Source organism: Streptomyces sp. NPDC107517, from assembly GCF_055582645.1.
Genome location: NZ_JBVJPM010000002.1, coordinates 403,872 through 429,401 on the forward strand (window position 1 = coordinate 403,872; position 25,530 = coordinate 429,401).

Genomic DNA, 25,530 nt, shown 5'->3' on the forward strand with positions numbered 1-25,530 from the left:
GGGAACGGGCACGGAAAGGATCCATGCCCGGATTGTCACTGTCGTCCCGTTGTTCCTGCCTGCGGTGGACCGCCGAACAGGGGGCGCGCCGGGGCCGTCAGCCGCGCACGCCACACAGGTGCAGCAGCGCCGCCACCCGGCGGTACGGCTCCGTGCGGCCCGCCCGCTCCTCCGCCGCGAGCAGCGTGTGGAACTCGCCGGGAGGCGGCACGGGCGCGTCGTCCCCCGCCGTGTCCGTGAAGACCCGCACCCCGTACCAGGCGTGCAGCGGAGCCCCGATCCCGGCCAGCGTGGCGGTCAGCGGGCCGAGCCGGTCGGCTCGCACGTCGAGCCCGAGCCGGTTGCGGTACGAGGTCGTGTCGAAGGAGCCGAGCGCCGCCTGCCAGTCACCGGCGAGGCCGGGCCGCATGGCGAGCGCGTCACCGTTGCGCACGAGGAGCGAGAGCAGGCCGCCGGGGGCCAGCATCCGCGCCAGGCCCGCGAGCAGTGCGTCGGGGTCCTCCACGTACATCAGGACCCCGTGGCACAGAACCACGTCGAAGCTGCCGGGCAGGAAGTGCACCCCGGTCTCCCGGCCGTCGCCCTCCACGAGACGCACCCGGCCGCGGATGCCCTCGGGCTCCTGGGCGAGCGCGGCCCGTGCCGCGGCGACCATCCCGGGATCCTGCTCGACCCCGGTCACCTGATGTCCGGCACGGGCGAGGCGCAGGGCCTGCGTGCCCTGGCCCATGCCTACGTCGAGCACCCGCAGCCGCTGTCCCACGGGGTAGCGCGCGGCGAGCTGCTCGTCGAGCTGCCGCGCCACGAGCTCTTGGCGTACGACGTTGCGCAGACCGTCGAGCCTGCCGAGCCAGGAGGCTGCGGCGTCACCGGAGAAAGCCTCCGTGCTCAGGGCCGCTCCCCGCGCTTGACCTGGGGCTTGGGCAGACGGAGCCGGCGCATCTGGAGCGTGCGCATCAGGGCGTACGCGACGGCGCCCTTCTTGGGCTCGTTCGGGAACTTCTCGGCCAGGCGCTTCTTCAGGCGGAACGCGGTGACGACCGAGTCGAGCACGATCAGCACGATCACGATGAGCCAGAGCAGCAGCGCGATGTTCTGCAGGCTGGAGACCCGGATCATGGTCATCACGAGGATGACCACCGCCAGGGGCAGGAAGAACTCGGCGATGCAGAAGCGCGAGTCGACGAAGTCGCGCGCGAACTTTCGCACCGGACCCTTGTCGCGGGCGGGAAGATAACGCTCGTCACCGCTGGCGAGCGCCTGGCGCTGCCGCTCCATCGCGGTGCGGCGCTCGTCGCGCTGCCGCTTCGACGCCTCCTTGCGGGTCGTCGGCGTATTGGCCACGCTGCGGCGCTGGGTCTGGGCCTGGCTGCGCTTGGGCGTGGGGCGGCCCTTGGGGGCCTGCGGGTCACGGGGCTGCGTGGAGTCGGTCACCGGCGCCTTGGCGCCCTGGGCCTTCTCGTCCTTGGATCGGCTACGGAACACAAAAGCCAAGGGTACGTGGTGCGGGCGCATGGACGTCGGGCGAGTGGGGAACGATCCGGCAACACCCTGCGTCACTGTTGCTGAGCGTTCCCGGCAGCTGCACCGCGTGCTCGTCGAACCGGCCACCCCGGGGGGACACCTACTCCCTGCGCCGGAGCGGGACCGTACGCAGTCGTCCTTGGGGATGAGCGCATCCGCACCTGAACAGTGCGGTAATAGAGGCAGGACCCGTACTGTGGGTTCTGTCGCAGTGCTGGTGCTGGACGTCTGCTGGATCTGTCAGAAGGGGGCGCGCGAAGCCCATGAGCGGTGTCATGAAGCGTATGGGGATGATCTTCCGCGCGAAGGCGAACAAGGCCCTTGACCGGGCCGAGGACCCGCGCGAGACCCTCGATTACTCGTACCAGAAGCAGCTGGAGCTGCTCCAGAAGGTGCGCCGCGGTGTGGCCGACGTGGCGACGTCGCGCAAGCGCCTTGAGCTGCAGCTCAATCAGCTCCAGAATCAGTCGTCCAAGCTGGAGGACCAGGGCCGCAAGGCGCTCGCGCTCGGCCGCGAGGACCTGGCCCGCGAGGCGCTCTCGCGTCGGGCCGCCCTCCAGCAGCAGGTCACCGACCTGGAGACGCAGCACCAGACCCTCCAGGGCGAGGAGGAGAAGCTCACCCTCGCGGCGCAGCGCCTCCAGGCCAAGGTCGACGCCTTCCGTACGAAGAAGGAGACGATCAAGGCGACCTACACGGCGGCCCAGGCGCAGACCCGGATCGGTGAGGCCTTCTCCGGCATCTCCGAGGAGATGGGCGACGTGGGCATGGCCATCCAGCGTGCCGAGGACAAGACGGCGCAGCTCCAGGCCCGGGCCGGCGCGATCGACGAGCTGCTTGCCTCCGGCGCCCTCGACGACCAGTCCGGCCTCGCCAAGGACGACATCCAGAGCGAGCTGGACCGCCTCTCCGGTGGTACGGATGTAGAGCTGGAACTCCAGCGGATGAAGGCCGAGCTGTCGGGCGGTTCCTCCTCGTCGCAGCAGGCCATCGAGGGCGGGCAGGGCCAGCAGTCGCCGACCCAGACGCCGCAGGACACCCCGCGCTTCGACAAGCAGTAGTCCCACGCAGAGGAGAGCGTCATGATCGTACGGGTCATGGGGGAGGGACAGGTGGAGCTGGCCGACAGCCACTTCGCCGAGCTCAACAAGCTCGACAACGAGCTCCTGGCCGAGATGGAGAACGGGGACGGTCCCGCTTTCCGCCGCACGCTCCACGCCCTGCTCGAAACGGTCCGCTCTCTGGGCACGCCTCTGCCCGACGCGTCCCTGGAACCCTCGGAACTCATCCTTCCGTCCCCGGACGCGACGCTTGAAGAGGTCAGGGAGATGCTGAGCGACGACGGTCTGATCCCTGGCTGAGCCGTCGCGCGCGGTGCGTGGCCTGCCGCGCGCACCGCATGTGGACGGGCGTGCCGCGTACGGACGAGGGGGCGATACCGTGACGCCGGTGACCCCCTTCGTACGCTGGGCCAGGACTCACCCCCGGGCCATGGACGCGGCCCTCGCGGCGGCGGTGCTGCTCGCCATGATCGCCGCCTCCTTCGCCGATCCGAACGGCGGCCGCGACGGCACCCCCACCTGGGGCACCCGCAGTCCCCAGCTCCTCAGCGTCGTCTTCATGGTCCTCGGCGCGGCCGCACTCGTCTTCCGGCGCCGCGCCCCCATGGCGGTCCTCGCGGCCACCTCCGCCGTCACCCTGGCCGAACTCGTCACCGGCGACCCGCGCGCACCCGTCTCGATGAGCGCCGTCGTCGCGCTCTACACCGTCGCCGCCACCACCGACCGCCCCACCACCTGGCGCGTCGGCCTCGCCACCATGACCGTCCTCACCGGCGCCGCCATGCTGGCGGGCCCTCTGCCCTGGTACGCGCAGGAGAACATCGGCGTCTTCGCCTGGACCGGCATGGCGGCCGCGGCCGGGGACGCCGTGCGCAGCCGGCGCGCGTTCGTCGACGCGATCCGCGAGCGGGCCGAGCGGGCCGAGCGCACCCGGGAGGAGGAGGCCCGGCGCCGCGTCGCAGAGGAGCGCCTGCGCATCGCCCGCGACCTGCACGACGTCGTCGCGCACCACATCGCCCTGGTCAACGTCCAGGCGGGCGTCGCCTCGCACGTCATGGACAAGCGCCCCGACCAGGCCAAGGAGGCCCTCTCGCACGTGCGCGAGGCGAGCCGCTCCGCGCTCAACGAACTCCGCGCCACCGTCGGCCTGTTGAGGCAGTCGGGCGACCCCGAGGCCCCGACCGAACCGGCGCCGGGACTCGACCGCCTCGACGACCTCGTCGGCACGTTCCGCAACGCGGGCCTGCCGGTCGACGTCACCTGCTCCGACCGCGCCACCGGCCTGCCGGCCGCCGTCGACCTGGCCGCCTACCGCATCGTCCAGGAGGCCCTCACCAATGTGCAGAAGCACGCGGGCGCCGAGGCCAAGGCGGAGGTCAGCGTCGTGCGCGTAGGCCCGAACATCGAGGTCACGATCCTCGACAACGGCCCCGGCACCGCGCAGCCCTCGCCCGACAGCGGCGGCCACGGCCTGCTCGGCATGCGCGAGCGCGTCGCCGCGGTCGCCGGCAGTCTGTCGGTGGGGCCGCGGTACGGGGGCGGGTTCCGCGTCCATGCGATCCTGCCCGTCCAGGCCCACGCCACCGCGGGCCGCGCCACGGACACGGGGGACGCTGGATGACCATTCGGGTACTGCTCGCCGACGACCAGGCACTGCTGCGCAGCGCCTTCCGCGTCCTCGTGGACTCCGAACCCGACATGCTCGTCGTCGGCGAGGCCTCCGACGGCGCGGAGGCCGTCCGCCTCGCCAAGTCCGAGAAGGCCGACGTCGTCCTGATGGACATCCGGATGCCCGGCACCGACGGACTCGCCGCGACCCGACTGATCAGCGCCGACCCCGAACTGGCGCACGTACGCGTCGTGATGCTCACGACCTTCGAGGTGGACGAGTACGTCGTGCAGTCGCTGCGCGCGGGCGCCTCCGGCTTCCTCGGCAAGGGCGCCGAACCCGAGGAGCTGCTCGGGGCGGTGCGGATCGCCGCCGCGGGCGAGGCGCTCCTGTCGCCCGTCGCGACCAAGGGCCTGATCGCCAAGTTCCTCGCGCAGGGCGAGGGGTACGGCGACTGGGAGGACGGCGCGCGCCCGGGCGGCGCCCACGGCGAACGCCTCGCCGCGCTCACCACCCGCGAACGCGAGGTCCTCGTCCAGGTCGCCGGCGGCCACTCGAACGACGAGATCGCGGAGCGCCTCCAGGTCAGCCCCCTCACGGTCAAAACCCATGTGAACCGCGCCATGGCCAAGCTCGGTGCCCGGGACCGAGCCCAACTCGTCGTAATCGCGTACGAATCGGGCCTGGTCCGTCCAAGGGTGGAGTGAGCCGGGGCCCCCGCGTACTACGGGCGCAGTATGCGGCGCATAAGAACGGGACCTGGGAGCGACGGAACCGCCCTCCGGCATGACTGAGGGTGTAGGGGGCCCCGCACATGTCTGCCGGCGCACCGCGTTCTCAGGATGCACAAGCGTCTGCCGGACGCCCGGGGCCCCTCCTGCCGCGCTCGCCACAGAGAGAGACCCACACCATGTCCTGGCTGTCGAGGTTCAGCCTCGCTCAACGGGCCCTGATCGGGCTGATGTCGATCATCGCGATCGTCTTCGGCGCCATCGCGATCCCCCAGCTCAAGCAGCAGCTGCTGCCCTCCATCGAACTGCCCATGGTGTCCGTCCTGGCCCCCTACCAGGGCGCGTCTCCCGACGTGGTCGAGAAGCAGGTCATCGAGCCGCTCGAGTCGACCATCGATGCGGTCGACGGCATCACCGGCATCACCTCCACGGCGAGCGAGGGCAACGCCGTGATCATGGCCCAGTTCGACTACGGCAACGGCTCCAAGCAGCTCGTCGCCGACGTCCAGCAGGCCGTGAACCGGGCCCGCGCCCAGCTCCCCGACGACGTCGACCCGCAGGTCGTCGCGGGCTCCACGGACGACATACCGACCGTGGTGCTCGCTGTCACGTCCGACAAGGACCAGCAGGCGCTCGCCGACCAGCTCGACAAGACCGTCGTCCCGTCCCTCAAGGACATCGACGGCGTCGGCCAGGTCACCGTCGACGGTGTGCGCGACCTCCAGGTCACCGTCACCCCCGACGACAAGAAGCTCGCCGCGGCCGGCGTCAGCCAGGCCGCGCTCGGCCAGTCCCTCCAGGCGGGCGGCGCGACCCTGCCCGCCGGCTCCTTCGACGAGGGCGGCAGCAACCGCACCGTCCAGGTCGGCGGCGGCTTCACCTCCCTGAAGCAGATCCAGGACCTGATGGTCACCGGCGAGGGCGTCAGGAAGCCCGTACGCCTCGGTGATGTCGCCGAGGTCGCGCAGCAGCCCGCCAAGGCCGACTCGATCACCCGCACCGACGGAAAGCCCAGCCTCGCGGTCATGGTCACCATGGACCACGACGGCAGCGCGGTCGCCATCTCCGACGCGGTCAAGGACAAGCTCCCCGACCTGCGCAAGGACCTCGGCACCGGTGCGAAGCTCACGGTCGTCAGCGACCAGGGACCGGCCGTCTCCAAGTCCATCGACGGCCTGACCACGGAGGGCGCGCTCGGCCTGCTCTTCGCGGTCCTCGTCATCCTCGTCTTCCTGGCGTCGATCCGCTCGACCCTGGTCACCGCGGTCTCGATCCCGCTCTCGGTCGTCCTGGCCCTGATCGTGCTCTGGACCCGCGACCTCTCGCTCAACATGCTCACGCTCGGCGCGCTGACCATCGCGATCGGCCGCGTCGTGGACGACTCCATCGTCGTCCTGGAGAACATCAAGCGGCACCTCGGCTACGGCGAGGAGCGCCAGGAGGCGATCCTCAAGGCGGTCCGCGAGGTCGCGGGCGCCGTCACGTCGTCCACCCTGACCACCGTCGCCGTCTTCCTGCCCATCGGCCTGGTGGGCGGCATGGTCGGCGAGCTGTTCGGCTCGTTCTCCCTGACGGTCACGGCGGCCCTGCTGGCCTCCCTGCTCGTCTCGCTCACGGTCGTGCCGGTCCTGTCGTACTGGTTCCTGCGCCCGCCCAAGGCGATCAAGGGTGTCGACCCGGAGGAGGCGCGCCGCAAGGCGGAGGAGAAGGAGGCGCGTTCCTGGCTCCAGCGGATCTACGTCCCGGTCCTGCGCTTCGCGACCCGTCGCCGCCTCACCAGCGTGCTCATCGCGGTCGTGGTCCTGGTCGGCACGTTCGGCATGGCCCCCATGCTGAAGACGAACTTCTTCGACCAGGGCGAGCAGGAAGTCCTGTCCATCAAGCAGGAGCTGAAGCCGGGCACCAGCCTGGCGGCGACCGACGCCTCGGCGAAGAAGGTCGAGAAGCTGCTCGCGGGCATCGACTCGGTCAAGGACTACCAGGTCACCATCGGCTCGTCCGGCTTCATGGCGGCCTTCGGCGGCGGTACCGACACCAACCAGGCGTCGTACCAGGTGACGCTGAAGGACAAGGCGTCGTTCGAGAAGACCCAGGACCGCATCGAGAAGGGTCTCGGGGAGCTCTCCGGGATCGGCCGGACCACCATCGCGGCCGGTGACGGCTTCGGCAGCCAGGACCTCAGCGTCGTGGTGAAGGCGGCCGACGGCCAGGTCCTGCGCAAGGCGGCCGACGAGGTCCGCGACGAGGTCGCCGAGCTCGACGACGTCACGGACGTCACCAGTGACCTGTCGCAGTCGGTCCCGCGCATCTCGGTCAGGGCCAACTCCAAGGCCGCGGCCGCCGGGTTCAACGACACCACGCTCGGCGCGGCCGTCGCCCAGGCCGTGCGCGGCACCACCAGCGGCAAGGCGATCCTCGACGACACCGAGCGCGACGTCGTCGTGAAGTCGGCGAAGCCCGCCACCACCATGGACGAGCTCAAGAAGCTCCCCATGGGCCCCCGCGGTCTGAAGCTCGGCGACATCGCCACGGTGAAGCTGGTCGACGGGCCGGTCTCCATGACCCGGATCGACGGCGCCCGCGCCGCGACGATCACGGCCAGGCCGACCGGTGACAACACCGGCGCGGTCAGCGCCGACCTCCAGACGAAGATCAAGGCACTGAAGCTGCCCGCGGGCGCGAAGGCCACGATCGGCGGCGTCACGTCCGACCAGGACGACGCGTTCAAGAACCTCGGCCTCGCGATGCTGGCCGCGATCGCGATCGTGTTCATGCTCCTGGTCGCCACGTTCCGCTCGCTGGCGCAGCCGCTGATCCTGCTGGTCTCGATCCCGTTCGCGGCGACCGGCGCGATCGGCCTGCTCATCGCCACCGGCACCCCGATGGGTGTCCCGGCGATGATCGGCATGCTGATGCTCATCGGCATCGTGGTCACCAACGCGATCGTCCTGATCGACCTGATCAACCAGTACCGCAAGGAGGGCTACGGCACGATCGAGGCGGTCATCGAGGGCGGCCGCCACCGTCTGCGCCCGATCCTCATGACGGCCCTGGCGACGATCTTCGCCCTGCTCCCGATGGCGCTCGGCGTCACCGGCGAGGGCGGCTTCATCGCCCAGCCGCTCGCGGTGGTGGTGATCGGCGGTCTGATCACGTCGACGCTCCTGACGCTCCTCCTCGTCCCGACGCTCTACGCGATGCTGGAGCTCCGCAAGGAGCGGCGCCGCAAGAAGCGCGAGGCGAAGCGGGCGAAGAAGGCCGGCGTGCCGGCCGAGCAGGAGTCCGCGCAGGCTTCACAGGCCGAGTCCGGCGAGCCGGAGCCGGCCCAGGTCTGACGCACCCGGCGCAACGCCCGGAGCCCGGGTCCCACCGTCGAGTGGGACCCGGGCTCCGGGCTTTCTCGTGCTTGTGGCGCCTACGGCAGCGCCAGCATCCGCTCCAGCGCCTGCTTGGCGAACTGCTCCGTCTCGCGGTCGACCTCGATCCGGTTGACCAGGTTGCCCTCGGCCAGCGACTCCAGGGTCCACACCAGGTGCGGCAGGTCGATGCGGTTCATCGTCGAGCAGAAGCAGACCGTCTTGTCGAGGAAGACGATCTCCTTGTCGGGGTGCGCGTTGGCGAGGCGCCGCACCAGGTTGAGCTCGGTGCCGATCGCCCACTTCGACCCGGCCGGAGCCGCGTCGAGGGCCTTGATGATGTACTCCGTCGAGCCGACCTCGTCCGCCGCGGCGACGACCTCGTGCTTGCACTCGGGGTGCACCAGGACCCGTACGCCGGGGATCCGCTCGCGGACGTCGTTGACCGAGTCGATCGAGAAGCGCCCGTGCACCGAGCAGTGCCCGCGCCACAGGATCATCTTCGCGTTCCGCAGCTCCTCGGCGGTCAGGCCGCCGTTCGGCTTGTGCGGGTTGTACAGGACGCAGTCCTCCAGGGACATGCCCATGTCCCGTACGGCGGTGTTGCGGCCCAGGTGCTGGTCCGGCAGGAACAGCACCTTTGTTGAATTGGGCTCCCCCTGCTCGAAGGCCCAGTCAAGCGCCCTCTTCGCGTTCGACGAGGTGCAGATGGTGCCGCCGTGCTTGCCGGTGAACGCCTTGATGTCCGCCGAGGAGTTCATGTACGAGACCGGCACGACCTGCTCGGCGATGCCCGCCTCGGTCAGCACGTCCCAGCACTCGGCGACCTGCTCGGCGGTGGCCATGTCGGCCATGGAGCACCCGGCGGCCAGGTCCGGCAGGACCACCTTCTGGTCGTCGCCGGTGAGGATGTCGGCGGACTCGGCCATGAAGTGCACGCCGCAGAAGACGATGTACTCGGCCTCCGGCCGGGCGGCCGCGTCGCGGGCGAGCTTGAAGGAGTCGCCGGTGACGTCCGCGAACTGGATGACCTCGTCGCGCTGGTAGTGGTGGCCGAGCACGAAGACCTTGTCCCCGAGCCTCTCCTTGGCCGCGCGGGCGCGCTCCACCAGGTCCGGGTCGGACGGGGAGGGCAGGTCTCCAGGGCACTCCACGCCGCGCTCGCTCCGCGGGTCGGCCTCGCGGCCGAGCAGCAGGAGAGCCAGCGGAGTCGGCTGAACATCCAGGTCAACGGTGGTCTGGGCCGTGGTCACGTCACGCACCCTTTCTTGTTATGACATTCGTGCGGCGAGGCTTCTCGTCGAAATGACGCTATCTATCATAACTGCTTCACGTCAGAATGACGATGGCCATCGTGTCGATGTGACGCAATCCGCGTGGACCGGCCCGTGCCCCCCGCGCGCCGGGTGTGCGAGCATGAAAGGGCAAGGAAGCCGAACTCGCCGCGAGGCGAAACACGAGCGCCAGGGCCGGAATGAAACCGCGGCCCCGCCGGTTGGAACGTCGGCAAGCAGTCTCCGTACAACCCTGGAGAGAAGCAGATGTCCGTATCGGACGAGACCACCACCGTGAGCGACGGCATCCTCCTGTCCGACGCCGCCGCGGCCAAGGTCAAGGCCCTCCTTGACCAGGAAGGGCGCGACGACCTGGCGCTGCGCGTCGCCGTACAGCCCGGAGGCTGCTCCGGCCTGCGTTACCAGCTCTTCTTCGACGAGCGCTCCCTCGACGGGGACGTCGTGAAGGACTTCGGTGGCGTCAAGGTCGTCACCGACCGCATGAGCGCCCCGTACCTGGGCGGCGCCTCCGTCGACTTCGTCGACACCATCGAGAAGCAGGGCTTCACGATCGACAACCCGAACGCCACGGGCTCCTGCGCCTGCGGTGACTCGTTCAGCTGAGCCTGAACCCGTACACACACGAAGCGGCGGTTCCCTGCTCGAGGGGGAACCGCCGCTTCGTGCTTCGCTGCGACGTCAGCTCTGCGGCGCCGGCTCCTGCCCGCGCCCGCCGTCCGCGTGCGGCACCGCCCTGTCGTTCGAGTCCACGACCTTGCGGCCGTCGAGCGGCTCGTTCAGCGTCACCGGCAGCGCGTAGAACTTCGCCATCGCGATGCAGACCGTGCCCTTCTTCAGCGTCTCCGTGATCTTCAGGGCGACCTTGCCGTCCCGCTCCGTCGCCGAGGCCGTGTAGGTGCTGCACACGCCGCCCGTGAAGTGCGCCGTCAGCGTCCGCCCGTCCCCGGTGTAGCCGTCGGGGCGCACATCGCGGGTGTCGGTCCCCGGGTCGCCGGGCTTCACGCTCGGCCGCGGGCTCGGCCTGCCGGTCGGCCCCTGCGCCTGCGGCGACGTCAGGAACTTCGGGTCCACCGCCGGATGCGTCACGGTGAAGGCAGCCTGCCCGCCCTGCGGCTTCACCTGGAACAGCCACGACGGTACGAGGATCTGCCGCCCGTGCGTGAACTGCGCCGCGAGCCCGAACGTCGCGCCCGTGACATGGACGGGCTCCGCCGCGGGCAGCCTCGTCGGCGCCTTGCACGGCGCCTCGTCCCGCTCCTTCACCGGCACCGGGCTCGCGCAGCCGCCGATACCGACGCGACCGGCCCCGACAGCCGCGGAGTTGAGCAGATCGAGCGTCTTCTGCGCGCTGATCACGGGATACGTGTCACCCTTGGCCGGCTTCTTCAACTGGCCGCTGCCACCCACCACTTGACCGTCCGAGCCGACCTGGACGCCCGTGGTCCAGCCGTACGTGGGCAGGCCGCCCACGCGGGGCTCCGCGTTCACCACCCGTATCGCGCCCATCAGTTGGCGCGCGTCGAGCTTCGCGTCGTCCTGGCCGAGCGCCTTGAGGACCGGAGCGGCCGCCTTCTTCGCGGCCTCCTCGCTCACGGCGTCCTTGGTGCTGCCGTTCCCCGGCGCCTCGGTGCACTTGGCGGGGCTCGCGCACTTGTGGCCCGCGGACGGTGCGTAGCGCGCGTACGTCCAGGCGCCGGGGGCTCGCTCGGTCACCTGGAGCGAGGGGCCCGAGCCGTCCTCGGCCGGGCCCACCTTCCAGGCGCCGTTCTCCAGGCGCGGGGTGCCCTGCGCGTCCAGCGTCCTGGCGAGCGCGGCGACATCGGCCGCGGTCACCTTGCCCTCGGTCCGGTAGACGGGGGCGTCGCCGGGGCCCGTGGGGAGCTTGCCGTCGGCCCGGTAACGGGTGCCGTTCGGGTCGGGCTCACCCGGCGCGATCCCCGAGGTGGAGTCCGTACCGCCCTCCCGGTAGCCGTCCAGGGCCAGCGGCGGGGGAGGGGAGTCGTCGCCCGCCGCCGGGGTGCCGCCGCCATCGGCCGAGGTCGCCGCGACATACGCGCCACCGCCACCGACGAGGAGTACCGCTGCCGCGACCGAGGCGACGGCCAGCCGCGACCGCCCCCGGTGTCGATCCTGCGTCTGCTCGGTGCTCACCGCATCGCTCCTTAGCTACCGCGTCGTACGCCGTATCCCCTTTACGGGGGACAGCGATGGGACGCGGCGGGGGAGTGTGTGGTTCCCTCCTCGCTCCCCCGCGGACCGCGCGAGCGCGCCTCCGGTCCTCTAGTCCCCGTACTCGGACATCGAGTCGATGAGCCGCGCGGACTTGGAAGGCACGACGACGCCGTGGGGGAGGGAGGGCTTGACGGGCGCCTGCTTGCTCTCGGCGGGGGCGGCCGTCCAGCGCGGGGCCATTCGGGCGCAGTCGCCGCGCAGGGAAGCGAGGCCGCCTTCGAGGTCGAGCGGCGCGGACGCGGTGCGGACCTTGAGGTTCGTCATAAAGGAACGCTATGCAGGTCCGGGCCCGCGAAGAAAGCCCTACTATTGGGTAATTTTGCCGCTTCAGTCGGACGGGCGCGACCCGGTAGCGTAAAGCGTCAACCCCCTCCGCTCAGGAAGACGTGACCACGCCGTGCGTATCGCAGTCACCGGTTCCATCGCCACCGACCACCTCATGACCTTCCCCGGCCGCTTCGCCGACCAGCTGGTCGCGGATCAGCTGCACACGGTCTCCCTCTCCTTCCTCGTCGACAACCTCGACGTCCGCCGGGGCGGTGTCGGCGCGAACATCGCGTTCGGCATGGGGCAGCTCGGCACGGACCCGATCCTGGTCGGCGCCGCGGGCTCCGACTTCGACGAGTACCGCGCCTGGCTCGACCGGCACGGCGTGGACACCGCCTCCGTGCGCATCTCCGAGGTCCTGCACACGGCCCGCTTCGTCTGCACCACGGACGCCGACCACAACCAGATCGGCTCCTTCTACACGGGCGCCATGAGCGAGGCCCGCCTCATCGAGCTGCAGTCCGTCGCCGAGCGCGTCGGCGGCCTCGACCTGGTCCTGATCGGCGCGGACGACCCGGAGGGCATGCTCCGTCACACGGAGGAGTGCCGCTCGCGCTCCATCCCGTTCGCCGCGGACTTCTCGCAGCAGATCGCCCGGATGAGCGGCGACGAGATCCGCACGCTCCTGGACGGCGCCACGTACCTCTTCTCGAACGAGTACGAGAAGGGCCTCATCGAGAGCAAGACCGGCTGGACCGACGAGGAGATCCTCGGCAAGGTCGGCCACCGTGTCACGACCCTCGGCTCGCGCGGCGTCCGCATCGAGGGCGTCGGCCAGGACCCGATCGAGGTCGGCTGCGCCGAGGAGGAGGCCAAGGTCGACCCGACGGGCGTCGGCGACGCGTTCCGCGCGGGCTTCCTGTCCGGCCTGGCCTGGGGTGTCGGCCATGAGCGCGCCGCCCAGGTCGGCTGCATGCTCGCCACGCTGGTCATCGAGACCCTCGGCACGCAGGAGTACCAGCTGCGCCGCGGCCACTTCATGGACCGCTTCACCAAGGCGTACGGCCACGAGGCGGCGGCCGAGGTCAGGGAGTACCTGAAGTAGTCCCGTCAGGAGAGCCGGCGGACCACATAGGCGGTACCGCGCTCCGCCGGCTCCTCCCCGACGTACTGCTGGCTCCGCATCTCGCACCACGCCGGGATGTCGAGCCGCGCCGCCTCGTCGTCGGAGAGCACGGTCACCGTCCCGCCCACCGGGACGTCACCGATCACCTTCGCCAGCTCGATGACGGGGATCGGGCACCGCTTCCCGAGCGCGTCGACCACCAGTGAGGGCGCGCTCGCCGGCGCGGGGGCGAGCGCGGTCACGGCCGTCGCCCCGAGCCGCTCGCGTACCGCAGCGACCGTCCCCGGCAGCACCTCGAGGAACCGCTCGACGTCGCCCTCGGCCGTCCCGAGCGGCAGCGACACCCGTACGTTCCCCTCGCTCAGCACCCCCATCGCCTTGAGCACATGGCTCGGCGTCAGCGTGCTGCTCGTGCACGACGATCCGGACGAAACAGAAAAACCGGCCCGGTCCAGCTCGTGCAGCAGAGTCTCTCCGTCGACATAGAGACAGGAGAAGGTGACCACGTGGGGCAGCCGCCGCACCGGGTCGCCCACCACCTCGACATCGGGCACGAGTCCCGGGACGCGCGCCCGGATCCGCTCCGTCAACTCCCGCAGCCGCGCGTCCTCCTCGGCGGCCTCGGCCCGCACCGCCCGCAGCGAGGCCGCCGCCGCCACGACGGCCGGAATGTTCTCGAAGCCGGCCGCCCGCCCCGACTCCCGTTCGTCCGCCGGACCTTGGGGCGCGAACCGCACCCCCTTGCGCACGACGAGCAGCCCGACGCCCGCCGGGCCGCCCCACTTGTGCGCGCTGCCCGCGAGCAGCGACCAGTCACCCTCGACCGGCCCCCACGCCAGCGACTGCGCCGCGTCCACGAGCAGCGGCACCCCGGCGGCCCGGCAGGCCGCGGAGACCTCGGCCACCGGCTGCACCGTCCCCACCTCGTGGTTGGCGGACTGGAGACAGGCGAGCGCCGTGTCCTGCCTGAGTGCTTCGGCGTACGCGGCGGGGGAGACGGAACCGGCCCGGTCCACGCCCACCTCGGTCACCGAACCGCCGTCCGCCTCCAGCGCTGCGGCCGAATGGAGTACCGAGGAGTGCTCGACCGCGGAAACCACCAGGTGCCGGCCGGCACGCCGACGTCCCGCGAGCGCGCCGGAGATCCCGGAGTGCACCGCACGCGTCCCCGAAGGGGTGAAAACAAGCTCGTCCGGGCGGCAGCCCACGGCATCGGCGGCGGCCTCACGGGCGGCGTCGAGCAGCAGCCGGGCCCGCCTCCCCTCGCGGTAGAGCCGGGCGGGGTCGGCCCACCCCTCGTCGAGCGAGGCGAGCAGCGCCTGCCGGGCCACGGGGTGCAGGGGAGCGGAGGAGGCAGCGTCGAAGTAGGACACACCGCAACGGTAAAGCCCCGGGTGACCGTGGCCTCCCGTAAGGGGTGAGGGGAGGGGAGGGGGTGACCGGGACCCGGAGCGCGCACCCGCCGGAGGGCCCGCGCCCGTCACCCACCGGACATCCCCCCGATCCCCCGTCAGATCCCCCCGGAACAGCAAGTTCCACCCCTTCTGAGTGACCCGCGGCGCGTTAGGCACCCTCCCCGCGCGACCCCAAATAGCGTCCAGTAGGGTTTGGTCCGCATAAACATCCAAACCCCTGCCCGTGTGCCAGGGCGGCGAGCGACCAGCGAGACGGCCGTAGCCAACCAGCGCGGGCGAGACTCTCGGGAAGGCGCTACGTGAGTCCCAACGGCTCCGACCGCTCGTCGCGGCGCCCGATGCGGCGGAAGCTGCCGCAGGTGCTGACTGCGGGCCTGATCCTGGTAACCGCTACTGGTTGCACATACAAGGACTTCCCTCGTCTTGGTATGCCGACCCCGGTTACGGAAGAAGGCCCCAGGATCCTCTCCCTCTGGCAGGGCTCGTGGGCGGCAGCGCTCGCCACGGGTGTCCTTGTCTGGGGCCTGATCCTGTGGAGCATCATCTTCCACCGGCGCAGCCGCACCAAGATCGAGGTACCTACGCAGACGCGGTACAACATGCCTCTCGAGGCGCTGTACACGGTGGTACCTCTCATCATCGTCTCGGTCCTCTTCTACTTCACGGCACGAGACGAGTCGAAGCTCCTCAACCTCGACGACAAGCCGGCCCACACGATCAACGTGGTCGGCTATCAGTGGAGCTGGGGCTTCAACTACGTCGAGAACGTGCCCGGCTCCACGGGTGACGCGAAGACCTCGAAGGAACTGGCCGGTATTCCGGACCGCTTCATCGAGGACTTCCCGGCGAACGCCGGCGGCGTCTACGACGCCGGTACGCCGGCATCGGTGAACCCGCAGACGAAGAACCCCGGCCCCACCCTCTGGCTCCCCAAGGGTGAGAAGGTCCGGTTCGTCCTCACCTCGCGCGACGTCATCCACGACTTCTGGGTGGTGCCGTTCCTGATGAAGCAGGACGTCATTCCGGGCCACACCAACGCCTTCGAGGTGACTCCTAACCGGGAGGGCACCTTCCTGGGCAAGTGCGCCGAGCTCTGCGGCGTCGACCACTCGCGCATGCTGTTCAACGTGAAGGTCGTCTCTCCTGAGCGCTACCAGCAGCACCTCAAGGACCTCGTGAAGAAGGGGCAGACCGGTTACATCCCGTCCGGCATCGCGCAGACGAGCCACGAGAAGAACCGGGAGACGAACAACCTGTGAGCATCCTCAACGAACCTCAGGGTGCCGCCGCAGCTGACGACTCGTACGAGAACGAGCTGCCGGTCAGGCGCAAGCAGCCGGGGAATGTCGTCGTCAAGTGGCTGACCACCACTGACCACAAGACGATCGGCACGCTCTACCTGGTCACGTCGTTCGCGTTCTTCTGCATCGGCGGACTCATGGCGCTCTTCATGCGCGCCGAACTCGCTCGTCCCGGCAACCAGATCATGTCGAACGAGCAGTTCAACCAGGCGTTCACGATGCACGGCACGATCATGCTGCTGATGTTCGCGACGCCGCTGTTCGCCGGTTTCACGAACTGGATCATGCCGCTGCAGATCGGCGCGCCCGACGTGGCGTTCCCGCGGCTGAACATGTTCGCCTACTGGCTCTACCTGTTCGGCTCGACCATCGCCGTCGGCGGCTTCCTCACCCCGCAGGGTGCGGCCGACTTCGGCTGGTTCGCCTACTCCCCGCTGTCGGACGCAGTCCGCAGCCCGGGCATCGGCGCCGACATGTGGATCATGGGTCTGGCCTTCTCCGGCTTCGGCACGATCCTCGGCGCGGTCAACTTCATCACCACGATCATCTGCATGCGCGCTCCCGGCATGACGATGTTCCGCATGCCGATCTTCGTGTGGAACGTGCTGCTGACCGCCGTCCTGGTCCTGCTCGCCTTCCCGGTCCTGGCGGCCGCACTGTTCGCCCTGGAGGCGGACCGAAAATTCGGCGCCCATGTGTTCGACGCGACCAACGGCGGAGCGTTGCTCTGGCAACACCTCTTCTGGTTCTTCGGGCATCCAGAGGTGTACATCATCGCGCTGCCATTCTTCGGAATCATTTCCGAAGTGATCCCGGTGTTCTCGAGGAAGCCGATGTTCGGCTACTCGGGCCTGATCGGCGCGACCATCGCGATCGCGGGTCTCTCCGTGACCGTGTGGGCGCACCACATGTACGTCACCGGTGGCGTGCTGTTGCCGTTCTTCTCCTTCATGACGTTCCTCATCGCCGTACCGACCGGCGTGAAGTTCTTCAACTGGATCGGCACGATGTGGAAGGGCTCACTGTCCTTCGAGACACCGATGCTCTGGACGATCGGCTTCCTGATCACCTTCGTCTTCGGTGGTCTGACCGGCGTCATCCTGGCGGCCCCGCCGCTGGACTTCCACGTCTCGGACTCGTACTTCGTCGTCGCGCACTTCCACTACGTCGTCTTCGGCACCGTGGTGTTCGCGATGTTCGCCGGATTCCACTTCTGGTGGCCGAAGTTCACGGGCAAGATGCTCGACGAGCGGCTCGGCAAGATCACGTTCTGGACGCTGTTCATCGGCTTCCACGGCACGTTCCTGGTGCAGCACTGGCTGGGCGTCGAGGGCATGCCGCGTCGTTACGCGGACTACCTCGCGGCCGACGGCTTCACCGCGCTGAACACGATCTCGACGATCTCCTCGTTCCTGCTCGGTCTGTCGATCCTGCCGTTCTTCTACAACGTGTGGAAGACCGCCAAGTACGGCAAGAAGGTCGAGGTCGACGACCCGTGGGGCTACGGCCGTTCGCTCGAATGGGCGACGTCCTGCCCGCCGCCGCGGCACAACTTCCTCACCCTGCCGCGCATTCGCAGTGAATCGCCGGCGTTCGACCTGCACTACCCGGAGATCGCCGCGATGGACCAGCTCCAGAACGGCGGCCACGGGGACAAGGCTCTCTCTGGTGGCAAGGAGGCCGGCAAGTGAAGGTCCAAGGCAAGATGTTCATCTGGCTGAGCCTCTTCGTGCTCGCCACGGCGATCGTCTACGGCGTGTGGTCGAAGGAGCCCGCCGGAACCACGGCGCTCTTCCTGGCCTTCGGCCTGTGCATCATGGTCGGCTACTACCTGGCCTTCACGGCCCGGCGGCTCGACACCGGTGCGCAGGACAACAAGGAGGCCGAGGTCGCGGACGACGCCGGTGAGGTGGGCTTCTTCAGCCCGCACAGCTGGCAGCCGCTCGCTCTGGCCATCGGCGGTGCGCTCGGCTTCATGGGCGTCGTCTTCGGCTGGTGGCTGCTGTACTTCTCGGCCCCGCTCATCGGCATCGGCCTGTGGGGCTGGGTCTTCGAGTACTACCGCGGCGAGAACCGGACCCAGTAGGGCCCGATCGACGCCGAAAGGGCCCGGATACTCCGTGAGGAGTGTCCGGGCCCTTTCCTTTGCCTTGCCCCGTCCCGGCCGTGCCACGGACGGCCCAATCGACGCGCCGCAGGCGGCGAGGGTTCATACCGTGTTGCTCATGAACAACTCACCGAGAATTCGCATGGTAATGGGCTGCACTCTGCTGGTGACCGCACTCGGTGCGAGCGTCACGGGCTGCAGCGGCTCCAGTCACCCGCTCTCCGCCAAGCCGTACGACGCGGCGGGCGAGATCAGCTTCAGCGGGGGGTCCGGGAACAAGAAGGCCGACCCGGACAAGCCCATAGAGATCACCTCGGACGACGACGAGGCACGGATAACCGATGTCACGGCCACGGACGAGATAGGCCGCTATGTCGTGGGCGAACTGTCCGCCGACGGCACCAGGTGGCACAGCACCGCCCCGCTCGCCGCCGACGCCCACTACACGGTGCAGGTGAGCACCGAGGACGACGAGGGCGCGCCCGGCCGCAAGGTCCTCACCTTCGACACGGGGCACCCGAACAAGAACAAGTCCCTGAAGGTCACCTTCGGCCCCGAGGCCGGCAAGTACGGCGTCGGGCAGCCCGTCACCGCCGAACTCAGCGCCGCCGTCAAGGACAAGGCCGCACGGGCCGTCGTGGAACGGGCCCTGAAGGTCGACTCGCAGCCCGCCGTGGCGGGCTCCTGGACGTGGGTGGACGACAAGACGCTGCACTACCGCCCCGAGGAGTACTGGCCCGCAGGGGCCACCGTGGAGGCCCACAGCACCCTCGACGGCATCAAGGTCACCGACCGCCTCCGGGGCGGCGCCTCCAAGCCGCTTCGCCTCACCATCGGCGACCGAATAGAGGCCGTGACCGACGCCGGCACTCACTCGATGACGGTCTACCGCAACGGCCGAGTGATCAACACCATCCCCGTCACCACCGGCAAGCCTGGCTTCGAGACCCGCAACGGCGTCAAGGTCGTACTCGGCAAGGAACGCTTCGTACGGATGCGCAGCACCAGCATCGGCATCGCCGAGGGCTCGTCGGACTCGTACGACATGCCCGTGTACTTCGCCACCCGGGTGACCTGGAGCGGTGAATACGTGCACGCCGCGCCCTGGTCCGCGGGCTCGCAGGGGTACGCCAACGTCAGCCACGGCTGCACCGGCATGAGCACCAGCAACGCCGAGTGGTTCTTCAACACCGTCCGCGTCGGCGACGTCGTGAAGGTCATCAACAGCAACGGCGCGCAGATGGACCCGTTCGGCAACGGCTTCGGCGACTGGAACCTCAGCTGGAAGAACTGGGAGAAGGGCAGCGCCGTCCAGGCGGTCTCGACGGACGGCGGCCACAGCACGGTCCAGGCGGCCCGGCTGAGCCCCGAGATGTGAGACTTCCGACCCCCGGACACACACGGACGGGGCGGCCCGCAGCAGCCCTGCGGGCCGCCCCGTCGGCGTACGGAGGCGCCCTACGCCTCCACGGCGCGCCGGGAGCGCAGCAGGGAGGCCAGCGCACCCGCGAACTCCACCGGCTCGACCGGCAGCGTCACGGCGGCCTCGGCGCGGCTCCAGGTGGCCAGCCAGGCGTCCTGCGGGCGGCCCATCAGGAGCAGCACCGGCGGGCAGTGGAAGATCTCGTCCTTGATCTGCCGGCAGACGCCCATGCCGCCCGCGGGAACGGCCTCGCCGTCCAGGACGCAGACGTCGATGCCGCCGCGGTCCAGCTCCTTGAGGACCGCCGGGAGCGTGGCGCACTCGACGAACTCGATCTCGGGGGCGTCGGCGGCGGGCCGGCGCCCGGTCGCGAGGCGGACCTGTTCGCGGGTGCTTGCGTTGTCGCTGTAGACCAGGACCGTCGCGGTCGACTGCATCGTTCCTCCGAGACTTCGGCGTCTTTGACTCATCAAGGTGGGGAAGCGTTGCGCGGAGCCTACTCCTCCCGACACCCCGTCAACACCGGTTCGGACACCGCCCCGATGGGCCATACGGGCTGGACACACCCCACAGACACTCCGAACGGCACCCCCCGGGGTGAGCGCGAGATAAGCGACCGACATAATGTCGGTCGTGGCGACAGCAACGACAGTAGAAACCGGGCACGCGCACCCGTCGGTCAATCGGCCGAACCTCACCAGCGTCGGAACCATCATCTGGCTGAGTTCCGAGCTGATGTTCTTCGCGGCCCTCTTCGCGATGTACTTCACCCTGCGATCGGTGACCGGGCCAGATCACTGGAAGGAAATGGCCGAGTCGCTGAACGTTCCGTTCTCAGCGACGAACACCACGATCCTGGTGCTCTCCTCACTGACCTGCCAGCTCGGCGTGTTCGCCGCCGAGCGCGGGGACGTGAAGAAGCTCAGGACATGGTTCATCGTCACCTTCATCATGGGTGCGATCTTCATCGGCGGTCAGATCTTCGAGTACACCGAGCTGGTCACGAAGGACGGTCTCTCGCTGTCCTCCGACCCGTACGGCTCGGTGTTCTACCTGACGACTGGCTTCCATGGACTGCACGTGACAGGCGGCCTCATCGCCTTCCTGTTCGTCCTCGGCCGCACCTACGCGGCCAGGAAGTTCACCCATGAGCAGGCGACCGCAGCCATCGTCGTGTCCTATTACTGGCACTTCGTCGATGTCGTCTGGATCGGCCTTTTCGCCACGATCTACTTGATCAAGTAGCCGGCACGTCGTCCCGACGTACCGACTCGTCCAGCAAGCACCGACGCAGAAGATCCTGACACCGGGGTAATCCGTGAAAAAGCTCTCCGCACGACGACGCCATCCGCTGGCGGCGGTCGTCGTCCTACTCCTCGCGCTGGCGGCCACCGGGGGGCTGTACGCCGCGTTCGCACCCGCGAGCAAGGCGCAGGCCGACGAAACCGCCCAGTCCCTCGCCATCGACGAGGGCAAGAAGCTCTACGCCGTTGGCTGCGCCAGCTGCCACGGCACCGGCGGTCAGGGATCCAGTGACGGTCCGCCGCTGACGGGCGTGGGCGCCGCGGCCGTCGACTTCCAGGTCGGCACCGGGCGCATGCCCGCGCAGCAGCCCGGCGCGCAGATCCCGAAGAAGAAGGTCATCTACTCGCAGGCCGAGATCGACCAGCTCGCGGCGTACGTCGCCTCGCTCGGTGCCGGTCCGACCGTCCCGACGAAGAACCAGGTCAGCCCGGAGGGTGCGGACATCGCCAACGGTGGCGAGCTGTTCCGTACCAACTGCGCGCAGTGCCACAACTTCACCGGTGAGGGCGGCGCACTGACGCACGGCAAGTTCGCGCCGAGCCTGGAGGGCGTGAGCCCGAAGCACATCTACGAGGCCATGCAGACGGGCCCGCAGAACATGCCGTCCTTCCCCGACACCACGATGCCGGAGAAGAACAAGAAGGACATCATCGCGTACATCAACGCGGTCAACGGAGACGAGACCGAGAGCCCCGGCGGGCTGACGCTGGGCGGGCTCGGCCCGTTCACTGAAGGCCTGTTCGCCTGGGTCTTCGGTCTCGGCGCGCTGGTCGCCGTCGCCGTCTGGGTCGCCGCTCGGACCGCAAAGGCCAAGAAGTCATGAGTAGTCAAGAGATTCCAGAAGAGAACCTGCCCAGCGCGCAGGACGCCGACCAGTCGCACGGCTCGGTCGCGGTGAAGGAAGACCCCTTCGCCAACCCGGGGCTGCCGCCCCACGAGCACCGGATCCAGGACATCGACGAGCGGGCCGCCAAGCGCTCCGAGCGCGTGGTCGCCTTCCTGTTCACGCTCTCGATGCTCTCCACGGTCGCCTTCATCGCCGCGTTCGTGACGATCAAGGCCGACAAGAGCGTCTACATCTGGCCGATCGGGCACATCAGCGCGCTGAACTTCGCGCTCGGCATGACGCTCGGCCTGGCGCTGTTCTGCATCGGCGCGGGCGCGGTCCACTGGGCCCGCACCCTGATGTCCGACGTGGAGGTCGCCGACGACCGTCACGCGATCTCGGCCGAGCCCGAGGTCAAGGCGAAGGTCCTGGCGGACTTCAAGCAGGGCGCCAAGGAGTCGCAGTTCGGCCGGCGCAAGCTGATCCGCAACACGCTCTTCGGCGCGGTCGCGATGGTCCCGCTCTCCGGCATCGTCCTTCTCCGTGACCTCGGTCCGCTGCCGGAGGACAAGCTCCGGCACACCGCGTGGAAGAAGGGCAAGCTCCTCGTCAACATGAACACGAACGAGCCGCTGCGTCCTTCGGACATCGTGGTCGGCTCGCTCACCTTCGCCAAGCCCGAGGGCGTGGAGCAGCACGACGAGGACTTCCAGCAGGTCATGGCCAAGGCCGCCCTGATGCTGGTCCGGATCCAGCCGGACGAGATCAAGGACAAGCAAGAGCTCGAGTGGGGTCACGAGGGCGTGGTCGCGTACTCGAAGGTCTGCACCCACGTGGGCTGCCCGATCTCCCTGTACGAGCAGCAGACGCACCACGTGCTCTGCCCCTGTCACCAGTCCACCTTCGACCTCTCCGACGGCGCCCGCGTCATCTTCGGTCCCGCCGGCCACGCGCTCCCGCAGCTGCGTATCGGCGTGAACGACGAGGGTTACCTGCAGGCGCTCGGCGACTTCGCAGAGCCCGTCGGTCCTGCCTTCTGGGAGCGCGGATGAGTACTACGACGACCAACGACGCGTCCTCGCGCGAGAAGGCGCCCGCCGGTGAGCGGGTGGCCGACTGGGCAGACGGCCGCCTGGGGATCTACTCCCTGGCCAAGGCCAACATGCGCAAGATCTTCCCGGACCACTGGTCCTTCATGCTCGGTGAGATCTGCCTCTACAGCTTCATCATCATCATCCTCACGGGTGTGTACCTGACGCTGTTCTTCCACCCGTCGATGAACGAGGTGGTGTACCACGGCAGCTACGTCCCGCTGCAGGGACAGCTGATGTCCGAGGCGTTCAACTCGACCATGCACATCTCCTTCGAGGTGCGCGGTGGTCTGCTGATCCGGCAGATCCACCACTGGGCGGCGCTGATCTTCCTCGCGGGCATGTTCGTGCACATGATGCGCGTGTTCTTCACGGGTGCGTTCCGCAAGCCGCGTGAGGTCAACTGGGTCTTCGGCTTCCTGCTGTTCGTCCTCGGCATGTTCACCGGCTTCACCGGTTACTCGCTCCCGGACGACCTGCTCTCCGGCACCGGTGTCCGCTTCATGGAGGGCGCGGTCCTGTCCGTGCCGATCGTCGGCACGTACCTCTCGTTCTTCCTCTTCGGCGGCGAGTTCCCGGGCGGCGACTTCGTCGCACGGTTCTACTCGGTCCACATCCTGCTGCTGCCGGGCATCATGCTCGGTCTCGTGGTCGCTCACCTGATCCTGGTCTTCTACCACAAGCACACGCAGTTCGCGGGCCCCGGAAAGACGAACAAGAACGTCGTCGGCATGCCGCTGCTCCCGGTCTACATGGCCAAGGCGGGTGGCTTCTTCTTCCTGGTCTTCGGTGTCATCGCGGTCGTCGCCGCGATCGCGTCCGTCAACCCGATCTGGGCCATGGGCCCGTACCGGGTCGACCAGGTCTCCACCGGTGCGCAGCCCGACTGGTACATGGGCTTCTCCGAGGGCCTGATCCGCTTCATGCCGGGCTGGGAGATCAACCTCTGGGGTCACACGCTCGTCCTGGGTGTGTTCATCCCGCTGATGATCTTCCCGCTGGTCCTGGTCGTGATCGCGGTCTACCCGTTCCTCGAGTCCTGGATCACCGGCGACAAGCGCGAGCACCACATCCTGGACCGCCCGCGCAACGTCCCGACCCGGACCGCGTTCGGTGTCGCCTGGATCAGCTGGTACTTCGTCCTGCTTCTCGGTGGTGGTAACGACCTCTGGGCCACGCACTTCCACCTGTCGATCAACGCGATCACCTGGTTCGTGCGCATCGGGTTCTTCGTCGTGCCCGTGCTGGCCTTCCTCGTCACCAAGCGGATCTGCCTCGGCCTCCAGCGCCGCGACAAGGACAAGGTGCTGCACGGACGCGAGTCCGGCCTCATCAAGCGCCTGCCGCACGGTGAGTTCATCGAGGTCCACGAGCCGCTCGGGCCCGACGCCCTGCACACCCTCACCGCGCACGAGCAGTACGCGCCGCTCGAGGTCGGCCCGACGGTCGACGAGAACGGTGTGGAGCGCAAGGTGTCCGGTACGCAGAAGCTGCGGGCCAAGCTCTCCGACGGGATGTACGGCGAGGAGAGCCAGATCCCCAAGCCGACTGTCGAGGAGTACAAGGAGATCACCAGCGGCCACGGCCACCACTGATCACCTGACCTGACCTCCCCCACTCTCGGCTTCGCTCGAGCGGGGGGACCCCCATGGTCGCCACGGTGAGAGCCCCGTCCAGGCACTGGACGGGGCTCTTTGCCGCTCTCCGGGCTGGATAGGGTGGCCTTGTTCCCATACACACGAAGAACCAGGAGCGGCAGATGAATGCTGTGACCCCCGCAGGAGGCAATACCGCGGCGGGCCGTTCCTGGCCCCAGATCCTGAACGGCCTGCTCGAAGGGCACGACCAGAGCGCCGACGACACCGCCTGGGCCATGGACCGCATCATGCGGGGCGAGGCCACGGACGCGCAGATCGCCGGCTTCGCCGTGGCCATGCGCGCCAAGGGTGAGACCGTCGAGGAGATCTCCGGCCTCGTACGGGCCATGTACGACCACGCCAACGTGATCGAGGTCCCGGGCGACACGGTCGACATCGTCGGCACGGGCGGCGACGGCGCCAAGACGGTCAACATCTCGACGATGTCGGCGATCGTCATCGCCGGTACGGGCGCCAAGGTCGTCAAGCACGGCAACCGCGCCGCCTCGTCGGCGTCCGGCGCCTCGGACGTCCTGGAGAAGCTCGGCGTGAATCTGGAGCTGCCGCTGAAGCGCGTGGCCGAGGTCGCGGAAGAGGCCGGGATCACGTTCTGTTTCGCCGTGAAGTTCCACCCGGCGCTGCGGCACGTCGCGGCGGCGCGCGGCCAGCTGGGCATCCGCACGACGTTCAACGTGCTCGGTCCGCTGACCAACCCCGCCCAGGTGCGGGCCCAGGCCGTCGGGGTCGCCGACGCGCGGATGGCGCCCATCGTGGCCGGTGTCTTCGCCGAGCGCGGCCACTCGTCCCTCGTCTTCCGCGGCGACGACGGCCTGGACGAGCTGACGACGACGGCGACCTCGCGGATCTGGGTGGTCCGGGACGGCGCAGTGCGCGAGGAGGCCTTCGACCCGCGGGACGTCGGCATCGACCTGGTGCCGGTGTCCGCGCTGCGGGGCGCCGACGCGTCGTACAACGCGGAGGTGGCCCGCCGTCTGCTGGACGGTGAGAGGGGCCCGGTACGGGACGCGGTCCTCCTGAACTCGGCGGCGGCGCTCGTGGCTCTCACGCCCGGTGAGGGCCCTCTGACCGACCAGATCCGGGCCGGCATGGACCGCGCCGCGGAGTCGATCGACTCGGGCTCGGCGAAGCGGACGCTGGAGCGCTGGGTGGCGGCCAGCAACGCGTAAAAGTGCAGGACAGAAGTGGTGGGCAGGCACCGGTCGG

At 69.1% G+C, this 25,530-nt stretch carries 23 protein-coding genes; 16 read left to right on the forward strand and 7 right to left on the reverse strand.

What is annotated here, in order from left to right; genetic code table 11:
* Window positions 1–97: 97 nt before the first annotated feature.
* On the reverse strand, window positions 98–805 hold the full coding sequence (locus ACZ67T_RS05550) for a class I SAM-dependent methyltransferase (protein ID WP_469981695.1): 708 nt from the start codon (window positions 803–805) through the stop codon (window positions 98–100).
* Between the two features lie 83 nt (window positions 806–888).
* Complete coding sequence (locus tag ACZ67T_RS05555) at window positions 889–1,515, reverse strand: DUF3043 domain-containing protein (protein WP_469981696.1); 627 nt, start codon at window positions 1,513–1,515, stop codon at window positions 889–891.
* A gap of 272 nt (window positions 1,516–1,787) precedes the next feature.
* Between ACZ67T_RS05555 and ACZ67T_RS05560 the strand changes: the two genes are divergently transcribed.
* From ACZ67T_RS05560 to ACZ67T_RS05580, 5 genes are all read left to right on the forward strand, one after another.
* Complete coding sequence (locus ACZ67T_RS05560; protein ID WP_266669760.1) at window positions 1,788–2,585, forward strand: PspA/IM30 family protein; 798 nt, start codon at window positions 1,788–1,790, stop codon at window positions 2,583–2,585.
* 21 nt (window positions 2,586–2,606) lie between these two features.
* On the forward strand, window positions 2,607–2,885 hold the full coding sequence (gene pspAA / locus ACZ67T_RS05565) for a PspA-associated protein PspAA (RefSeq protein WP_469981697.1): 279 nt from the start codon (window positions 2,607–2,609) through the stop codon (window positions 2,883–2,885).
* Between the two features lie 88 nt (window positions 2,886–2,973).
* Window positions 2,974–4,206 carry a sensor histidine kinase gene (locus ACZ67T_RS05570; protein ID WP_469981698.1) on the forward strand — a complete coding sequence of 411 codons (1,233 nt, stop codon included), beginning with the start codon at window positions 2,974–2,976 and terminating at the stop codon, window positions 4,204–4,206.
* Window positions 4,203–4,901 (forward strand): response regulator, encoded by a 699-nt coding sequence (locus ACZ67T_RS05575; protein WP_100592148.1) that lies wholly within the window; start codon window positions 4,203–4,205, stop codon window positions 4,899–4,901. Before ACZ67T_RS05570 ends, ACZ67T_RS05575 begins: the two co-directional genes overlap by 4 nt.
* Before the next feature lie 203 nt (window positions 4,902–5,104).
* Window positions 5,105–8,260 carry an efflux RND transporter permease subunit gene (locus ACZ67T_RS05580; protein ID WP_469981699.1) on the forward strand — a complete coding sequence of 1,052 codons (3,156 nt, stop codon included), beginning with the start codon at window positions 5,105–5,107 and terminating at the stop codon, window positions 8,258–8,260.
* Window positions 8,261–8,340: 80 nt separating this feature from the next.
* On the opposite strand, the gene nadA is transcribed toward ACZ67T_RS05580, so the two are convergent.
* On the reverse strand, window positions 8,341–9,543 hold the full coding sequence (nadA, locus tag ACZ67T_RS05585) for a quinolinate synthase NadA (protein WP_383092541.1): 1,203 nt from the start codon (window positions 9,541–9,543) through the stop codon (window positions 8,341–8,343).
* A 279-nt stretch (window positions 9,544–9,822) separates the two neighbouring features.
* Here nadA and ACZ67T_RS05590 point away from each other — a divergent pair, with 279 nt between their 5' ends.
* Window positions 9,823–10,179, forward strand: a complete 357-nt coding sequence (locus ACZ67T_RS05590) for an iron-sulfur cluster assembly accessory protein (RefSeq protein ID WP_100592151.1) — start codon at window positions 9,823–9,825, stop codon at window positions 10,177–10,179.
* 75 nt (window positions 10,180–10,254) lie between these two features.
* Here the strand turns inward: ACZ67T_RS05590 and ACZ67T_RS05595 are convergent, their stop codons facing one another.
* Window positions 10,255–11,727, reverse strand: a complete 1,473-nt coding sequence (locus tag ACZ67T_RS05595; RefSeq protein ID WP_469981700.1) for a hypothetical protein — start codon at window positions 11,725–11,727, stop codon at window positions 10,255–10,257.
* 129 nt (window positions 11,728–11,856) lie between these two features.
* On the reverse strand, window positions 11,857–12,072 hold the full coding sequence (locus ACZ67T_RS05600) for a hypothetical protein (protein WP_469981701.1): 216 nt from the start codon (window positions 12,070–12,072) through the stop codon (window positions 11,857–11,859).
* A gap of 133 nt (window positions 12,073–12,205) precedes the next feature.
* Between ACZ67T_RS05600 and ACZ67T_RS05605 the strand changes: the two genes are divergently transcribed.
* On the forward strand, window positions 12,206–13,180 hold the full coding sequence (locus ACZ67T_RS05605; RefSeq protein ID WP_469981702.1) for a carbohydrate kinase family protein: 975 nt from the start codon (window positions 12,206–12,208) through the stop codon (window positions 13,178–13,180).
* A 5-nt stretch (window positions 13,181–13,185) separates the two neighbouring features.
* Here the strand turns inward: ACZ67T_RS05605 and ACZ67T_RS05610 are convergent, their stop codons facing one another.
* Window positions 13,186–14,574, reverse strand: coding sequence for an aminotransferase class V-fold PLP-dependent enzyme (locus tag ACZ67T_RS05610; protein ID WP_469981703.1), 1,389 nt, complete (start codon window positions 14,572–14,574; stop codon window positions 13,186–13,188).
* Window positions 14,575–14,915: 341 nt separating this feature from the next.
* Here ACZ67T_RS05610 and ctaC point away from each other — a divergent pair, with 341 nt between their 5' ends.
* The 4 genes from ctaC to ACZ67T_RS05630 all read left to right on the forward strand — a co-directional run bounded on the left by ctaC (window position 14,916) and on the right by ACZ67T_RS05630 (window position 19,402).
* Window positions 14,916–15,875 (forward strand): aa3-type cytochrome oxidase subunit II, encoded by a 960-nt coding sequence (ctaC, locus tag ACZ67T_RS05615; RefSeq protein WP_469981704.1) that lies wholly within the window; start codon window positions 14,916–14,918, stop codon window positions 15,873–15,875.
* On the forward strand, window positions 15,872–17,608 hold the full coding sequence (gene ctaD, locus ACZ67T_RS05620) for an aa3-type cytochrome oxidase subunit I (protein WP_469981705.1): 1,737 nt from the start codon (window positions 15,872–15,874) through the stop codon (window positions 17,606–17,608). Before ctaC ends, ctaD begins: the two co-directional genes overlap by 4 nt.
* Window positions 17,605–18,003: a cytochrome c oxidase subunit 4 gene (locus ACZ67T_RS05625; protein ID WP_389552602.1), complete on the forward strand. Its 399-nt coding sequence runs from the start codon at window positions 17,605–17,607 to the stop codon at window positions 18,001–18,003. The genes ctaD and ACZ67T_RS05625 overlap by 4 nt, the downstream gene beginning before the upstream one ends.
* A gap of 139 nt (window positions 18,004–18,142) precedes the next feature.
* Window positions 18,143–19,402 (forward strand): L,D-transpeptidase, encoded by a 1,260-nt coding sequence (locus ACZ67T_RS05630; RefSeq protein WP_469981706.1) that lies wholly within the window; start codon window positions 18,143–18,145, stop codon window positions 19,400–19,402.
* A gap of 80 nt (window positions 19,403–19,482) precedes the next feature.
* Here ACZ67T_RS05630 and ACZ67T_RS05635 read toward each other — a convergent pair whose 3' ends face one another.
* Window positions 19,483–19,884, reverse strand: a complete 402-nt coding sequence (locus ACZ67T_RS05635; protein ID WP_469981707.1) for a hypothetical protein — start codon at window positions 19,882–19,884, stop codon at window positions 19,483–19,485.
* A 187-nt stretch (window positions 19,885–20,071) separates the two neighbouring features.
* On the opposite strand from ACZ67T_RS05635, the gene ctaE reads away from it, so the two are divergent.
* The 5 genes from ctaE (at window position 20,072) to trpD (ending at window position 25,493) form a co-directional block, all read left to right on the forward strand.
* Window positions 20,072–20,692, forward strand: coding sequence for an aa3-type cytochrome oxidase subunit III (gene ctaE, locus ACZ67T_RS05640; RefSeq protein ID WP_329574025.1), 621 nt, complete (start codon window positions 20,072–20,074; stop codon window positions 20,690–20,692).
* A 73-nt stretch (window positions 20,693–20,765) separates the two neighbouring features.
* Window positions 20,766–21,575 (forward strand): cytochrome bc1 complex diheme cytochrome c subunit, encoded by an 810-nt coding sequence (qcrC, locus tag ACZ67T_RS05645; RefSeq protein WP_469981708.1) that lies wholly within the window; start codon window positions 20,766–20,768, stop codon window positions 21,573–21,575.
* Window positions 21,572–22,630, forward strand: a complete 1,059-nt coding sequence (gene qcrA / locus ACZ67T_RS05650) for a cytochrome bc1 complex Rieske iron-sulfur subunit (protein ID WP_469981709.1) — start codon at window positions 21,572–21,574, stop codon at window positions 22,628–22,630. The genes qcrC and qcrA overlap by 4 nt, the downstream gene beginning before the upstream one ends.
* Window positions 22,627–24,264, forward strand: coding sequence for a cytochrome bc1 complex cytochrome b subunit (qcrB, locus tag ACZ67T_RS05655; RefSeq protein WP_469981710.1), 1,638 nt, complete (start codon window positions 22,627–22,629; stop codon window positions 24,262–24,264). The genes qcrA and qcrB overlap by 4 nt, the downstream gene beginning before the upstream one ends.
* 164 nt (window positions 24,265–24,428) lie before the next feature.
* Window positions 24,429–25,493 (forward strand): anthranilate phosphoribosyltransferase, encoded by a 1,065-nt coding sequence (gene trpD, locus ACZ67T_RS05660; protein WP_469981711.1) that lies wholly within the window; start codon window positions 24,429–24,431, stop codon window positions 25,491–25,493.
* Window positions 25,494–25,530: the final 37 nt, after the last annotated feature.

What these genes read in the sequence shown, in the direction of transcription:
- ACZ67T_RS05600 (WP_469981701.1), bottom strand. Translation starts at nt 12,072, where the DNA reads ATGACGAACCTCAAGGTCCGCACCGCGTCCGCGCCGCTCGACCTCGAA.
- ACZ67T_RS05630 (WP_469981706.1), top strand. Translation starts at nt 18,143, where the DNA reads ATGAACAACTCACCGAGAATTCGCATGGTAATGGGCTGCACTCTGCTG.
- ACZ67T_RS05580 (WP_469981699.1), top strand. Translation starts at nt 5,105, where the DNA reads ATGTCCTGGCTGTCGAGGTTCAGCCTCGCTCAACGGGCCCTGATCGGG.
- ACZ67T_RS05555 (WP_469981696.1), bottom strand. Translation starts at nt 1,515, where the DNA reads ATGCGCCCGCACCACGTACCCTTGGCTTTTGTGTTCCGTAGCCGATCC.
- pspAA (WP_469981697.1), top strand. Translation starts at nt 2,607, where the DNA reads ATGATCGTACGGGTCATGGGGGAGGGACAGGTGGAGCTGGCCGACAGC.
- ctaE (WP_329574025.1), top strand. Translation starts at nt 20,072, where the DNA reads ATGTCGGTCGTGGCGACAGCAACGACAGTAGAAACCGGGCACGCGCAC.
- trpD (WP_469981711.1), top strand. Translation starts at nt 24,429, where the DNA reads ATGAATGCTGTGACCCCCGCAGGAGGCAATACCGCGGCGGGCCGTTCC.
- ACZ67T_RS05590 (WP_100592151.1), top strand. Translation starts at nt 9,823, where the DNA reads ATGTCCGTATCGGACGAGACCACCACCGTGAGCGACGGCATCCTCCTG.
- ACZ67T_RS05560 (WP_266669760.1), top strand. Translation starts at nt 1,788, where the DNA reads ATGAGCGGTGTCATGAAGCGTATGGGGATGATCTTCCGCGCGAAGGCG.
- ACZ67T_RS05635 (WP_469981707.1), bottom strand. Translation starts at nt 19,884, where the DNA reads ATGCAGTCGACCGCGACGGTCCTGGTCTACAGCGACAACGCAAGCACC.
- qcrB (WP_469981710.1), top strand. Translation starts at nt 22,627, where the DNA reads ATGAGTACTACGACGACCAACGACGCGTCCTCGCGCGAGAAGGCGCCC.
- ACZ67T_RS05575 (WP_100592148.1), top strand. Translation starts at nt 4,203, where the DNA reads ATGACCATTCGGGTACTGCTCGCCGACGACCAGGCACTGCTGCGCAGC.
- qcrA (WP_469981709.1), top strand. Translation starts at nt 21,572, where the DNA reads ATGAGTAGTCAAGAGATTCCAGAAGAGAACCTGCCCAGCGCGCAGGAC.